Source organism: Pelagibius sp. (assembly GCF_028281305.1).
Lineage (GTDB): Bacteria > Pseudomonadota > Alphaproteobacteria > Kiloniellales > Kiloniellaceae > Pelagibius.
This window is the reverse complement of record NZ_JANQKD010000016.1, coordinates 1-13,642: the sequence shown is the minus strand read 5'-3', so window position 1 is coordinate 13,642 and position 13,642 is coordinate 1. Positions and strand designations below refer to the sequence as shown.

The 13,642-nt window shown below is 63.5% G+C and carries 15 protein-coding genes; all 15 read right to left on the bottom strand.

What is annotated here, in order from left to right; genetic code table 11:
* Positions 1-2: 2 nt before the first annotated feature.
* Complete coding sequence (locus tag Q0982_RS04040) at positions 3-1,373, bottom strand: type II and III secretion system protein family protein (RefSeq protein WP_299391992.1); 1,371 nt, start codon at positions 1,371-1,373, stop codon at positions 3-5.
* A 12-nt stretch (positions 1,374-1,385) separates the two neighbouring features.
* Complete coding sequence (cpaB, locus tag Q0982_RS04035) at positions 1,386-2,270, bottom strand: Flp pilus assembly protein CpaB (protein ID WP_299391991.1); 885 nt, start codon at positions 2,268-2,270, stop codon at positions 1,386-1,388.
* 94 nt (positions 2,271-2,364) lie between these two features.
* Positions 2,365-2,883, bottom strand: coding sequence for a prepilin peptidase (locus Q0982_RS04030; RefSeq protein WP_299391988.1), 519 nt, complete (start codon positions 2,881-2,883; stop codon positions 2,365-2,367).
* 168 nt (positions 2,884-3,051) lie between these two features.
* On the bottom strand, positions 3,052-3,264 hold the full coding sequence (locus tag Q0982_RS04025) for a Flp family type IVb pilin (RefSeq protein ID WP_299391986.1): 213 nt from the start codon (positions 3,262-3,264) through the stop codon (positions 3,052-3,054).
* A gap of 231 nt (positions 3,265-3,495) precedes the next feature.
* Positions 3,496-4,551, bottom strand: a complete 1,056-nt coding sequence (locus tag Q0982_RS04020) for a glycosyltransferase family 2 protein (RefSeq protein WP_322096943.1) — start codon at positions 4,549-4,551, stop codon at positions 3,496-3,498.
* A gap of 115 nt (positions 4,552-4,666) precedes the next feature.
* Entirely contained in the window at positions 4,667-6,526 is a 1,860-nt protein-coding gene (locus tag Q0982_RS04015) for a hypothetical protein (RefSeq protein WP_299391981.1), read from the bottom strand.
* Positions 6,527-6,626: 100 nt separating this feature from the next.
* On the bottom strand, positions 6,627-7,703 hold the full coding sequence (locus Q0982_RS04010; RefSeq protein WP_299391978.1) for a phosphatase PAP2 family protein: 1,077 nt from the start codon (positions 7,701-7,703) through the stop codon (positions 6,627-6,629).
* Between the two features lie 116 nt (positions 7,704-7,819).
* Positions 7,820-8,557, bottom strand: coding sequence for a class I SAM-dependent methyltransferase (locus Q0982_RS04005; protein WP_299391976.1), 738 nt, complete (start codon positions 8,555-8,557; stop codon positions 7,820-7,822).
* A 146-nt stretch (positions 8,558-8,703) separates the two neighbouring features.
* The gene (locus Q0982_RS04000) at positions 8,704-9,042 is read right to left on the bottom strand and encodes an iron-sulfur cluster assembly accessory protein (RefSeq protein ID WP_299391973.1); all 339 of its coding nucleotides are present in this window, start codon (positions 9,040-9,042) and stop codon (positions 8,704-8,706) included.
* An 80-nt stretch (positions 9,043-9,122) separates the two neighbouring features.
* Positions 9,123-9,524 (bottom strand): SUF system Fe-S cluster assembly protein, encoded by a 402-nt coding sequence (locus tag Q0982_RS03995; RefSeq protein ID WP_322096942.1) that lies wholly within the window; start codon positions 9,522-9,524, stop codon positions 9,123-9,125.
* A gap of 11 nt (positions 9,525-9,535) precedes the next feature.
* Entirely contained in the window at positions 9,536-10,006 is a 471-nt protein-coding gene (sufU, locus tag Q0982_RS03990; protein ID WP_299391971.1) for a Fe-S cluster assembly sulfur transfer protein SufU, read from the bottom strand.
* 6 nt (positions 10,007-10,012) lie between these two features.
* Complete coding sequence (locus tag Q0982_RS03985) at positions 10,013-11,281, bottom strand: aminotransferase class V-fold PLP-dependent enzyme (protein WP_299391969.1); 1,269 nt, start codon at positions 11,279-11,281, stop codon at positions 10,013-10,015.
* 1 nt (position 11,282) lies between these two features.
* On the bottom strand, positions 11,283-12,599 hold the full coding sequence (gene sufD, locus Q0982_RS03980) for a Fe-S cluster assembly protein SufD (protein WP_299391968.1): 1,317 nt from the start codon (positions 12,597-12,599) through the stop codon (positions 11,283-11,285).
* A gap of 26 nt (positions 12,600-12,625) precedes the next feature.
* Positions 12,626-13,375, bottom strand: a complete 750-nt coding sequence (gene sufC, locus Q0982_RS03975) for a Fe-S cluster assembly ATPase SufC (protein WP_299391965.1) — start codon at positions 13,373-13,375, stop codon at positions 12,626-12,628.
* Positions 13,376-13,414: 39 nt separating this feature from the next.
* A partial coding sequence (locus Q0982_RS03970; RefSeq protein ID WP_299391963.1) for a SufD family Fe-S cluster assembly protein occupies positions 13,415-13,642 on the bottom strand: 228 nt, incomplete at its 5' end.

Here is a 13,642-nt window from a genome sequence, read left to right as displayed (position 1 = left end):
TCCTAATCCAGAATGAAACCGGTTTTGGGGGCGCCGCCAAGACGTCGGGCCTGATTTGCCTCCAAAGGCACCGTGCGACCGCCCTGGTCACCTGCAGTGGCAGGGGCGCTGCCTGCGGGCGGCGGCGGGGCGCGGTAGGGGTCGAGAGGCGTCTTCAACTCGTCCGCGTCGACCGGCTGGACGATGTAGGGCGTGACGATGATCACCAGTTCCGTCTCGTCGCGCTCGAAGCGGTCGCTCTGAAACAGTGGGCCAAGGATGGGAAGATCGCCCAGTCCGGGGATCTTGCGGTTCTCCTGACGGCTGTTGTCGAGGATCAGTCCGGCAATCGCAAAGCTTTGCCCGGAAGCCAGTTCAACGGTGGTCTCCGCCCGGCGGGTTGTCAGCGAGGGGACCGAGAGACCGCCGGCGAGGATCTGGACCGCATTCGAAAGCTGACTGACCTCGGGACGGACGCGCATCGAAATGCGGCTGCGGCCGAGGATCGTCGGCGTGAAAGCAAGGCTGACGCCGAACTGCTTGAACAGAACGGTTACCGTGTCTTCGTCCTGCGAGACGGGAATGGGGAACTCGCCGCCGGCCAGAAAGCTCGCCGTCTCGCCGGAGAGGGCGGTCAGGTTGGGCTCGGCCAGGATCGCGACCAGATTGTCTTCCGCGAGGGCGTCGATCAGGGTGTCGATTGATACGTCGCCGATGTCGCCGCCGGCAAAGATGGTGTTGATGCCGGCCACCGGCGGCAGGGACTGCAGGCCAAACTGGAAGTCGCCTTCGACGAAGATATCCCAGTTGAAGCCGAACTGGTTGATGACCTCACGGGAAACCTCGGCAATCCGTACGCGCAGGTTCACCTGGTTCGGAGCCGTGACGGCCAGGCGGTTGATGATCTCCTCGCCCTCTCCGATGAAGCGGCTCGCGACCCTCCGGGCGTCCTCCGACTCAGTGGCTGTCCCGACGGTGCCGGAGAGGATAATGGCGCCGTTGACCGAGTTGACGTTGATCCGGCCACTGGGCACCAGTTCCTTCAGCGCGGCACGCAGCTGGGAGAGATTGTGGTTCACCTCCACGGTGACGCTGGCAATGATGTTTTCGTTGGCATCCAGCGCAAAAAGGGTGGTCGTGCCGACGGCCTTGCCGAAGAGGTAGAGCAGGCGCTCGGACTTTGCGCTGATGTCCGCGATGGCGGGGTTGGCAATGAAGACCGACGACATTGCGCGGTCGAGGCGCAGCAACTGACCCTCGCTGAGCTCGATGACAATGGGATCGCCATTGGTCGGTACGGCACGGCCCTGCAGCCCGGCACTTGCCGGACCGGTCCAGACCACTGCCGCGACCATCAGGGCGACAGCCAGCCAAAGCCTTGAAAACACGCGCATAAAGCACCTCACTTAGAAGCGCAGCTCCTGCACTTCATTACCACGTGTAACGTTAACAACCTTCTTATTGCCGTTGTCCCCGCGCAGGCCGACCAGCCGGCTGACCTCGGAATCCCAGGTGTGGGTGTCGCCGCGCTCCGGGTCGGACTCTTCCTTGGTCTCGTTAAGGACCGCCAGCCGCTCCAACTCTTCCTCATCCTTGGCCAGGCTGCGCAGGCTGATCGAGAGGGCGCCCAGCTCCCGCACCACGGAAAGCATCTCCGTCTGCTTCGGTGTGACCTCAAGGGTGAAGTTCTTGGCGTACTTCGGCTCGGACCCGCTATCATCTACCAACTGGTCGATAGCCAACACCCGGACGTTGCGAAGAACGGTTTCACTCGCGCGTCGCTGGATCACCTCCTCACCGGAGGAATCCGCAATGGTATGTGTCAAAATGATGTCAATCCGGTCGCCGGGGAACACCAGTCCACTGACGCCGGAGGTGGCGTTGACACGAATGGCCATGGCCCGGAAACCGGGGCGCAGGACAGCAGCGAGGAATCCGCGCTCGCCCGGACGGATGACGCGCTTGGGCGTGATCGGCTCGCCGGTGGTAAAGCCGCGGCGCACCACGGCGCCATAGAGCTCCGAGGGGTCGATCTCCTCTTCGGTGTAGTAGTTGTCCGGGATGTCGTCGTCCGGCCAGATCTGCCAGCGCAGCTGCTCTTCCTGGATGAAAACGCCGGTCGGCAGTTCGGTCTTCGCGACCAGCACCTTGATGCCTTCTGGCTCGGGCGCAGGGGCGGTGACGGTGGCGGGTTGGGCACGCTGGTTGGCCAGCCAACTGCGCGCCACGAAAGTCGTGCCGAGCGTGATCAGCAAAGCGGCGGCGATCAGCAGTATGTTCCTGAGTGACATGGGTCAGACCTCCTAGGCGCCGGCACGATGGGATGCGCGACGGCGCAAGGCCACGGCTGTCATGGCGCCAAAGATGGAGTGGGGGAGCATCTCTCTAGATCCTCGCAAACAGCTGGGCAAGCAGCTGGAAAGCAACGTAGAAGCCGCCCGCTGCAATGGCGACGCCGTAGGGCATCGGCTGCTTGATGAAGTCCGGGTCGGCTTTGACGAAGAAGACGGCCGTCGGTGTTGCCGCGCGCAGAAGACGATGCCGGAACCACATCGCGAGGGCGAGCAGGCCGCCGGCCATGGTGGTGTAGATCAGCATCGGCACGATGAGTGCGGGGCCGGCCCAGAGGGTGACGGCGGCGAACAGCTTGACGTCCGCCCCACCGCAAAGCCTCAGTGCGAACAGGACGAAGCCGATAGCAAAAGCGGCTGAAGCACAGATGAGGCCCCCCAGCCAGTCGACAGTCCCGCCCGCAGCGATCACAAAAGAGGGATAGAGCGCCACCAGCGCCAGGCTGAAACGGTTCGGCACCGTCAGGTTACGGCAGTCGCTTGCGGCGGCCATGATCAGAAGGCCGGCGAACGCCAGGACCGTAAACTGTGAAGTTGCGAGACTTAAATCCATGATCTGGTCAGCCGCTCATCGATAAACGGAGCATCCCGACTTGCGCCGGTGGCGCTCAAGTCCAAGGTGCCCGCTACCGAAAAGACAGATAGGGCCACGAGGACGCAGCCCCGGGCCCTATCGTCTTTGCGAGAGGCCGGCGGGCCCGGGGGCTCGCCGGGTCAAGCATTACGGCGTCGCCGGAGGCGTGGCCGGGCTGCTAGCGTTTGCCGCCGCGTCGCCGAGCTCATTGGACACAACGCCGAAGATATCTCGCAGCGAGTTACCCAGAGAGCCAAGGGCCGCGATGGCGGCAACCGAAACCAGGGCGGCGATCAGGCCATACTCGATAGCCGTGGCGCCGGAATCGTCCTTCAGAAAGGACTTGATCGTGTTCAACATGATTGCGACCTCCTATGCACGCATATCCGAGCGAATAATCCGCTCATCGCATTAAGAAAGAGTAAAAAACAAAGGCTGTCTCAAGCCAAAAATCAAAATAATCCAGTCACTTAATCTCTATATTTGAATAAACGCCTAGCGAATGATTCCGGTAATTAAATGGTGTTTTAAGTAATCGTCAGAAAATCGGCAGTTTTTGGTAGAGATGGCTGATCCTGCCGGACTGTGCTCCTAAGCACTGAACCGGTCCGTGTCTTGACCGTTCGCCGCTGAGCCCGCCTTTTCGGCGCTCCAGGGGAACGGCATGGTCGGTGGGGCAGGTAGGCGCAGATAGTGCAGGCGTTTCATTTCCCGTCGCCCCAGAGAGACGGAGTCCAGGATCAGGCCGCAGGCGGTGCTGAGCGAAGCCAACAGCATCAGCGCGCAGACCAGGACCGCGGTGGGCAAACGGGGAACCAGGCCGGTTTCGAAGTAGGTGATGAACAGAGGGATAGCCAGGCCTATGGCCGAGACACTCAGCAGAGCCGCGGCAACCGAGAAGAAGGCCAGCGGCCGCTCGTCCTTCGCAAGGCGGACGATTGTCTTGAGAATGCGGAGTCCGTCCCGGAAGGTATTGAGTTTGCTCTCGGAGCCCTCCGGTCGCTCCTTGTAGGCCGTTACGACCTCCGCAACGGGCATGCGCAGCTCCAAGGCGTGAACCGTCAGTTCTGTCTCGATTTCGAAGCCCTGCGCGAGAGCCGGGAAGGACTTCACGAAGCGCCGCGAGAAGACACGATAACCGGAAAGAATGTCACCGAAGCGTTCGCCGAAGATGTAGCCGACCAACGTGGTAAACAGACGGTTACCGAACCGGTGACCCGGGCGATAGGCCTGCTCGCTGGTGTTCCGGCGCGCCGCGTTGACCATGTCCAGTTGCTCGCGGCAGAGATGCTCGATGAGTTGAGGTGCGGCGACGGCGTCATAGGTATCGTCACCATCGGCCAGCACGTAGATATCCGCCTCAACATCGGAAAACATACGGCGGACCACGTTGCCTTTACCTCTCAAAGCCTCGCTGATCACGGTCGCGCCCGCTTCGCGAGCCAACTCTGCGGTCTTGTCGCTGGAAGCGTTGTCGTAGACGAAGATCCGGGCCATCGGCAGGGCGCTGCGAAAGTCCCTAACCACCTGACCGATGGCGGCTTCCTCGTTGTAGCAGGGCAGGAGAACGGCCACTGTCGGCCCCTCATTGGGCCAAGAAGCCGCCAAGGCCGCTTGCTGCTGGTGTACGGGAATGCCTTGGGTCATGGGCTCGCTGCCGGTTCGCCGCGGATCTGCCTGATTCCGAACCGGCAGTCTTGTCGAAGAGGCTCAAGATTTCCCTAACGGCCAAGGCCGGCCGATGGACCTGGGGCCGATCGGATCAGCGCTGGACGCTGAAGAGCCTGGCTTGCCGGGACAGCGGCGCGGGCAGGTCAATCTCGGTCAACCAGGCCGGAGGCCGGCCTTCTGAGAGACGCTGATAGAGCCCGTCCTCAACGCTTGCGCCCGTGTTATGCGCGGTAAAGAAGATGCGCTCGGCGGAGCCAAGGCAGAGGAGCACGAGGTCGATACCGCGCTGCGCCATCATCCCGCGGGCTTCCGCCGGGTCGCTTGTTGCCAGCATGCGGTGGCTGTCGTAGATGCCGTCGCCGTTGCGGTGGTAGGGGGTGCCAATGACTGCATGGCGCGTGCGATAGAGGAGTTCCGGCCCGATATCGAGGAACGTCAGGATCGTCTGCTGGGAACCGGCCCAGCGCGGGTCGGTCTCGAGGAACGTAGCCACCTCTCGGACGCTGCAGGCAGACAGCGACTGACCCGCAGCATCCTTGTCCGCGAGCGGCTTCGCCATCAGGTTCATTCCGACCGTTAGCGGGCCGAGAAGCAGGACGGTGATTGCGGAGCCACGCAGCAGGCCCCGGACCAGATCGTTGCCGACCCCGTGGGTCCACTGCAGGAAACGGTCGAAGACCACCGCCAGAGCCATGACAAAGGCGATCTCCGCGTAGCCGGAAAAGCGTATGTGCTTGACCGCCACGGGCCAGAGCAGGAGGCAGGCAAGGGCGACCAGCGACATGGTCCAGAATCCGCCGGAGCGGCGCTCCTGAACAAGGACGGCGGCAAAGACCGGCACTGCCAGGATGCCAGTGCCAAAATAGAAGATGAAGCGGCCCAGGCTATCCATGTCGCTGGGCACAAGCGGACGCATCTCCAGAACACGGTCCAGCCAGATCGGCAAAATCCGCGGGTCGACCTCCGCCATCGGCCCGACAAAGAAAAGCGGGTAGGCAGAGTTCACCAGCAGGACGGCGGAGGCGGCGCCGAAGAGGCCCAAAAGCAGGCGGCCGAAGGGCCGGCTGCTGGTTCCAGCGCGATTCTCATAGCTTTCCGCTACGCGCCAAAACAGCAGGATGCAGACGCAGACCAGGAACTGCACAACGGAGACCCGGTCGTAGCTGGCTTCCAGAAAGCGCTCCAGGGGCCGCTCGACGAAGAGTGCGATCAGGAGGATACAGCTTACCGTGAGGGCAAACCACTTGCTCTGAGCGGCCCTTTCCCGCTCGCCGGCCAGCCACGGCAAGCCGAGGGCGGTCACGCAGATCAGTAGGACCAGGAGGAACTCGGTCGAGAGCCAGACGCCGAAGCCGGCAAAGGCGCCGGCATAGGCCGCAGGCCGGGCGTCGAGCGGGTTCTGCAAGGCCCGCAGGGCAAAGCCTGCCGTAAGCACGAAAACAAGCATCAGCAAGGTGTGATGGTCGGCGCGGCCGACCACCGAGTAGGCAAGGGCTCCGGGCTGCAGGAAGAACGCCACCGCCGGCAGGAACCATGCTTCGGGGCGAATGAGCGGCCGCATGGCCCAGACCAACGCAAAGGCGGTCGTCAGCTGCAGCAAAGGGGAAACGATGATCCCGGACAGATAGATCGCCGTTTCAAAGTCCATTCCGAAGGATGCGGGGAGGGCGACCAGCAGAATCAGCAGATCGAAGGGCCGGGTCCAGTGCAGAGTGTCGCCATAGGGCGCGTTGGCCCGGTCAATGGTGATGTCGAACCAGTTCCAATGCTGGTACAGCTCCGTAACGCGGAGCATGCGCATGTAGCTGTCGGGGCCGGCAAGGCCGGACTCAAGAACAGGGAGCTCGCGGAAGACGATCAGGCTGGCGTGGACCATGGCCCAGGTGATGAGTAGGGCAACGTAGGGCAGCAGCTGTCCAGCCCCAAGACGCCTCGCAGAATATGATTGCATCGACCTGCCGCTTGTTGTGCCGCCCGCGCGAGCGCAATCCTGGATACAAAGCGCTAAGGAACGATTAAGTCTGTGGGCTAGCGCACAGCGGTGAGACGAACTAGGCGGCGGCTGTCTGGGTCAGGCTGCTCGGGCGTTCCCGGCAGATACGGTTGGTGAGCCAGACTACGACGACGGCGATGAGCAGCCCGAATGGCAGGTCGATCAGATAGTGCCAGCGCGAAGCGACCGATTCGACGATCACCCAGCAGCAGATGACCAGGAAGATGGGCGTGAGGGCCGAGCGCGCCACAAAGGCAAAGTACGTCATGACGGCGGCATGGGCGATGTGAAGCGACGGCATCGCCGCCAGGGCACCGGTGAAATAGTACGGGCCGGCTGCCTCGATCCATGCCATCCCGTGCTGCAGGACCTCCTCATGGGCGCGCAGCATGCCCGCCTGAGCGCCGGTGGCGTCGGCGTTCACGCCCTGCTCATAGATAAAGGGGCCAAGCGCCGGGGCAATCAGGTAGGAGAGGGCGCCAAGGCTCATCGTCAGCAGCACACCGATGCAGAAACGCGGATAGATCGGATGCCTCGAGACCGCGTAGCTGCAGAAGCTGGAACTGAACATCAGGATGAAGGCCGCCTGATACCAGCGGTCGGTACCGGGGACCAGGGTGAAGTACTCCTGGCGGATCCAGTAGAAGACCTCGATGACCGGCCGGAAAGCGTTGTCGACAGCGAAGTAGGCCTCGTCATAGAGGTTCGGGTTGATCACCTGCACCCAGGTCTTCAGGCTGAAGTGGAAGTACGTTACCGCTACGAAAAGTATCATCAGCGTCAGATCGATCGCGATGATCCTCAGCAGCGGTGGGTCGCTGGGTTCGGCCTTGCGCAGCAGCGCCTTGCAGATGCGCAGCGACAGGTAGAGAAAGACCGTCAGGGCGACCGGGAGCACCGCATTAACACCCAAAGCGGCGCTGGTGCGCTCGCGCGGAACGGAGAACGGAGCGCCGTAGATGACGGCGATCAGCGTCACCGTGGCAGCAAAGGCGCCGACAATGATGATGGCCGCACCCAGGTGATTGGGCAGTGCAAGCAGGCGGCCGACCGCGCTCTGGGCCGCTGCCGACAGGCTGCGGCCCGGTTTTGAGGGCGCGCGCTCCAACCGCTGGACATCGGTGTAGCTGTCCATTGATTCCGATCCATCTACCTGAGGGTCAAGACAACGGCAGCCGTATCATCCCGCTTAGGCGTTTAGCCGAGGTTAACAGGCAGAGCGCTGATGAAGGTCTTCACCGAAAGGTCACGTTAGGCGGCCTCGACAAGCCGTTGCAGCAGTTTGGGGTCGGGAGCCAGGAGAGCCGTCGGGTTCGGATAGGGCAGGCAGGCTGTGAGACCGCCGGTGGCCAGCTTGGGTATCGAGCAGCTTTCCAGTGCCGCGCGGTAGCGCCGGCGCGCCGCATCGTTGAAGACGATGAGTCCGTCCGGTTTGACGCGTCTGAGGGCCGCCTTCAGGCAATGCGCCCGGCAGCGGCCGTCGATGACGATCAGATCGAACTGCCCCTCGAAGCGGTCGATCGCATGGACATAGTCCAGGAAATCCCGCCCGCTCCAGCCAGGGTGGGCGGACCAATGGCTGCAGTCCGGCTCTGCGGGCCCGGGTTCGACCAGGGTGGCAAGCACGTTAGGGTGCGGGGCGATCAGGCGGCTGACCACTCCATGCCAGGTGGGATCGTGCTCCGCGCTGATGACGATCTCGGCGCGCTTGGCGAGAAAAACCGTGGCGGCGCCGGCGCCGTACTCGAAGACTTTCGCGCCGGGGCGTTGCTGGAGGAAACGATCAGTCAGCGCGGCAGCGCGCAACGTCCAGCGCGGCAGGTCCAGGCCTATGAGAGCGTCGATATCATGGATGGCGAAGAGGCTGTGGAGCCAGCGATGCCAGTCACTTGATGGCGGCGCATCCTCGCGCCGCAGCACGCCGCTGCTGTAGAGACCGCTGCCAAGGCCTTGCATGGCATGAGCGTAGGTGCGTTTGAACGTCTGCATGACGGGCCGTGACCGAGACTCTGTTCGCCTTCGACAAGAGAAGGCGATTCTCGCCGCTGCCCGTTAAACTGGGGTTAAGCCGGCGTCAGGCGCGCCCAACCGAGTCTGTGGAAAAGCCCAGAAAGGGGTGGGCGGCCAGGCAGGCCCTAGACGTGAAAAGACTCACCGCAGCCGCAGCGGCCCTTTTCATTGGGATTGGAGAACACGAAGCCGGTCTGGAACTTGTCCTCGACATAGTCCATCTCGCTGCCCAGCAGGAACATCACGGCGGTCGGATCGATGAAGATCTTGACCCCCTTGTCCTCGACCACGTCCTCCAGCTTGCGCTGCTCCTTGGCGTATTCAACAACGTAGCTCATGCCAGAGCAGCCCTTGGTGCTGACACCGACCCGGAGGCCGAGCACCGGCTCCTCGCTCTTGGCGATCAGCAGCTTCACCCGCTCGGCGGCGGCGTCGGTCAAGGTGATGAGGTTCGCTATAGCCATGGATCTCTGTTCCGTGTTCTCAGTCCCTAATATAGGGATTCGGGGCGCCAAGCGGAAGAGGCATTAAGTATCTGTTTTTTCTAAAACATTCCTAACGCCAGTTTGGCGTCTTCCGACATTTTCTCCGGTGTCCAGGGCGGATCCCAGGTAAGGGTCACCTGGACTTCGCCGACGCCCTCGGCGCCGGCGACGGCCTCGGCCACCTGCTGCGGCATCTCGCCGGCCACCGGGCAGGCGGGGGCCGTCAGGGTCATCTGGATCGCCACAGAGCCGTCCTTGTGGATGTCGAGGTCGTAGATCAGCCCGAGGTCATAGATGTTCACCGGGATCTCCGGGTCATGGACCTCGCGGATCGCATTCTCCACGGTCAGGCGCTCGGCGACCGGCATGCCCGGCTGAAGGGGGGAGCCCGCCCGCGCCGTCAGGCCCTCAGGCGCGGCGCCAAAGCCGAAGCTCTCCATACCGAGAGGGTGATCGTTCATCGTCCCAACCCCTATTCCGTCGTCGCGTCTTCGCCGCCGTTGAGGGCGGAGGCCATGGCATGCCAGGCGAGGGTCGCGCACTTGACCCGGACCGGGAACTCGCGCACGCCGGCCAGGACCTGGAGGCGGTCCAAGGCGTCTTTGTCTGCCGTTGCCGCAGCCTCGAGTGAAAAGTCCGCCTCGGTGCACAGCCGGTGAAAGTCGTCGAAGAGCTGGCGGGCTTCGGCCTGCGTCTTGCCCAGCAGGATCTCGGTCATCATGGATGCCGAGGCGATGGAGATCGCGCAGCCATGCCCCTCGAAGGCGGCATCGGTGATCTTGCCCGCTTCGTCGGTAGAGAGATAGACCGTCACCTGATCGCCGCAGAGCGGGTTGTAGCCGCGCGCTTCATGGTTCGCATCCGGCGGGTGGCGATGGTTCCGCGGATGCTTGCCGTGATCCAGGATGACCTCCTGGTAGAGTTCGCGCAGGTCCTGCTCCATGGGGGTTTATCCGAAGAGCTCCTTCACCTTCTCCAGCGCGCGGGCCAGGGCGTCCACCTCCGCCCGGGTGTTGTAGAGCCCGAAAGAAGCGCGCGCCGTCGCCGGCAGGCCGAAACGTTCCATCAGCGGCTGGGCACAGTGGTGGCCGACCCGGATCGCCACGCCCTCGCGGTCGATGATCGTGCCGATGTCGTGGGGATGGATGCCGTCCAGAGCAAAGGAAACGATCGCCGCCTTTTCCTTGGCGGTGCCGTAGATGGTCAGCCCCTCGATCTGCTGCAGCCGCTCGGTGGCGTAGGCAAGCAGCCCCGCCTCGTGGGCAGCGATCGCTTCGTGGCCGATGGCCTGCACGTAGTCGATGGCCGCGCCCAGACCGATGGCTTCGACGATGGGCGGCGTGCCGGCCTCGAAGCGGTGCGGCGGATCGGCATAGACCGTTTCCTCGAAACTGACGGAGCGGATCATGTCGCCGCCGCCCATGAAAGGCGGCATGTCCTTCAGCAACTCGGCCTTCCCATAAAGCACGCCGATGGCGGTCGGCCCGTAGAGCTTGTGGCCGGTGAAGCCGTAGAAGTCGGCATCAAGGTCGCGCACGTCGACCTTGCCGTGCACGGCGGCCTGGGCGCCGTCCACCAGCACCAGGGCACCGGCCGCATGGGCGAGACGGATGATCTCCTTCATCGGCAAGACCGTGCCCAGCACGTTGGAGATATGGGTCATCGCCACCAGCTTCGTCCGCGGGCCCAGCATCGCCTCGTAGGCATCCATGCGGAAACTGCCGTCGTCGGCAACCGGCACGACCTTCAGGGTGATGCCGATACGCTCGCGCAGAAGCTGCCAGGGCACGATGTTGGCGTGGTGCTCCATCTCGGTGATGATCACCTCGTCGCCCGCCGACAGCCTGTTCCCGAAGCTGTGGGCCACCAGATTGATGGCCTCGGTGACGTTGCGGGTAAAGACGATCTCGCTCTCAGAGCCGGCGTTCAGGAAGCGGGCAACGGTTTCGCGCACGCCCTCGTAGCGCTCGGTCAGATGCTGACTGAAATAGTAGGCGCCGCGGTGGACGTTGGCGTAGCAGGTCTCCTGGATCTCGCGCATGGTGTCGATAACCACCTGCGGCTTCTGCGCCGAAGCGCCGCTGTCCAGGTAGACCAGAGGCTTGCCGTAGACCTCCTGCTTGAGGATCGGAAAGTCCTCGCGCACCCGATCAACATCGAAGGCGAGGGTCGAGTTGCTGCCGGCGGCGATTTCCGCCAGGGTGCTTGCAGCCGTCATCTCAAGCGTCTCCCCGCGTGTCCGCCAGCCAGTGGCCGATGGAGGTCATCAGGGCCGGGCAAAGGCCTTCCGCGGCGATCTGGTCGATGCTTTCGCCCAGAAAGGCCTCGATCAGCATGGAGCGGGCGAGGGCCTCCGGAATGCCCCGGGCGCGCAGGTAAAACAGCGCGTCATGGTCCAGGTCGCCCGCAGTGGCGCCATGACTGCAGACCACGTCGTCGGCGTAGATCTCCAGCTCCGGCTTGGCGTCAATCTCCGCCTTATCAGACAAAAGAAGGGCCTTGCTGAGCTGGTGACCATTGGTCTGCTGGGCGTCGCGGTGGACCTTTAGCTTGCCCTGGAAGACGGCGCGGGCGCGGTCGTCGATCACGCCCTTGAAGACCTCGCGGCAGGTGGTGTTGGGCACCAGGTGGTCGACCACGGTGGTGTTGTCGCAGTGCTGTTCGCCGCGCACCAGATAGGCGCCGTTCAGATGGCAGTTGGCACCTTCGCCGGCCAGCCGCACGCTGGCCTCGTTGCGCGACAGGCGCGCGCCAGTGGTCATGACGAAGGAGTCATAGCTGGCATCGCGGCCGAGCTCTGCCTTCACGGTCGCCAGGTGGAAGGCGTTCAGGGCATCGGCCTGCAGCTTGTAATGGCGCAGGATGGCGCCCTGGCCGATGCTCACCTCAGTGAAAGCATTGTTGAGATAGGCCTGCTCGCCGATGTGGCTGAAGTGCTCGATCAGCGTGGCCTGGCTGCCTTCGTCCAGGATCACCAGGTTGCGCGGATGATAGGCGAGGGGCGCGGCCCCGGCCCCGCCAAGGTGAATGACCTCAACCGGGTGCGGCAGGATCGTGCCGCGCTCCAGATGCAGCACGAAGCCGTTCATCATCATCGCCGTGTTGAGGGCGAGCATCGGCTGCGCCGCGGCGTCGTTCAGATGATCCAGATGGCCTGCCAGCCAATCCGGGTCGTTCGCCAACTGCTCGCTGAGCGGCAGCAGGCTGGCGCCCTTCGGCAGGGTACCGAGGCTGGAGAGGTCGCTGCGGAAGTGACCGTCCACGAAGACCAAGCGATGGCTCTCGGTGGCGTCGGGCAGCAGGCTGGGCGCCCGGTCGATAGACACGCAGGCGCGCGGCACGCCCTCCGCTGCAAAGTCGACCTTCTCGATGGGCCTCAGGCTGGTGTACTTCCAGCTTTCCCAGCGCGGGGTGGGCAGCCCACTGTCGGTGAAGCGCTTGAGGCCGCGGGCGCGCAGGTCCGTCAGCCAGGGCAGGTCCTGACCCGGAAGGTGGTCCTGCAGGGCGCCGAAATGCTCACTGAATGCTTGCGTCATGGTGTTCTCTTCGTCCTGCCTGCCGCCTAGGCCGCCGCACCGGTGAACTCGGCGTAGCCCTTTTCTTCCAGCTCGTGCGCCAGTTCCTTACCGCCGCTGCGTTGAATGCGGCCCCCGGCCAGCACGTGCACCCGGTCCGGAACGATGTATTCGAGCAGCCGCTGATAGTGCGTGATGACGAGCATGGCGTTTTCGGGCCCGCGCAGCAGGTTGACGGAGTTCGCGACCGTCTTCAGGGCGTCGATGTCGAGGCCGGAGTCGGTCTCGTCGAGCACCGCAAGGCAGGGCTCCAGGACCGCCATCTGCAGGGCCTCGTTGCGCTTCTTCTCGCCACCGGAAAAGCCGACATTGACGGCGCGCTTCAGCATCTCGTCGCTGATGCCCAGCAGCTTGGTCTTCTCGCGCACCATCTTCACGAACTGCATGGCGTCCAGCTCGTCCTCGCCGCGATAGCGGCGCACGGCGTTCAGCGCCTCCTTCAGGAAGGTGGTGTTGGGGACACCGGGAATCTCCACCGGGTACTGGAAGGCCAGGAAGACGCCTTCGCCGGCCCGCTCGTCCGGTTCCATATCGAGGAGGTTCTTGCCTTTGAAAAGGACCTCGCCCTCGCTCGCCTCATAGCCCTCACGGCCCGTCAGCACGTAGGAGAGAGTCGACTTGCCCGAGCCGTTGGGCCCCATGATGGCGTGCACCTCGCCGGGCGCAATCGTCAGGTCGATGCCCTTCAGGATTTCCTTGCCGTCGACGGTGGCGTGCAGGTTCTTGATCTCAAGCATGTTTCGCCGTGATCCTTGCTTATCCGGTTGTTTTATTGTTCAGCCTACGCTGCCTTCCAAGGAGATGCCGACCAGCTTCTGTGCTTCCACGGCAAACTCCATGGGAAGCTGCTGCAGCACCTCGCGGCAGAAGCCGTTCACCACCAGGGCGACGGCGTCTTCCTCGGAGATGCCGCGCTGGCGGCAGTAGAAGAGCTGGTCCTCGCTGATGCGCGAGGTGGTGGCCTCGTGCTCCAGGATGGCGTTGCGGTTCTTGCTCTCGATGTA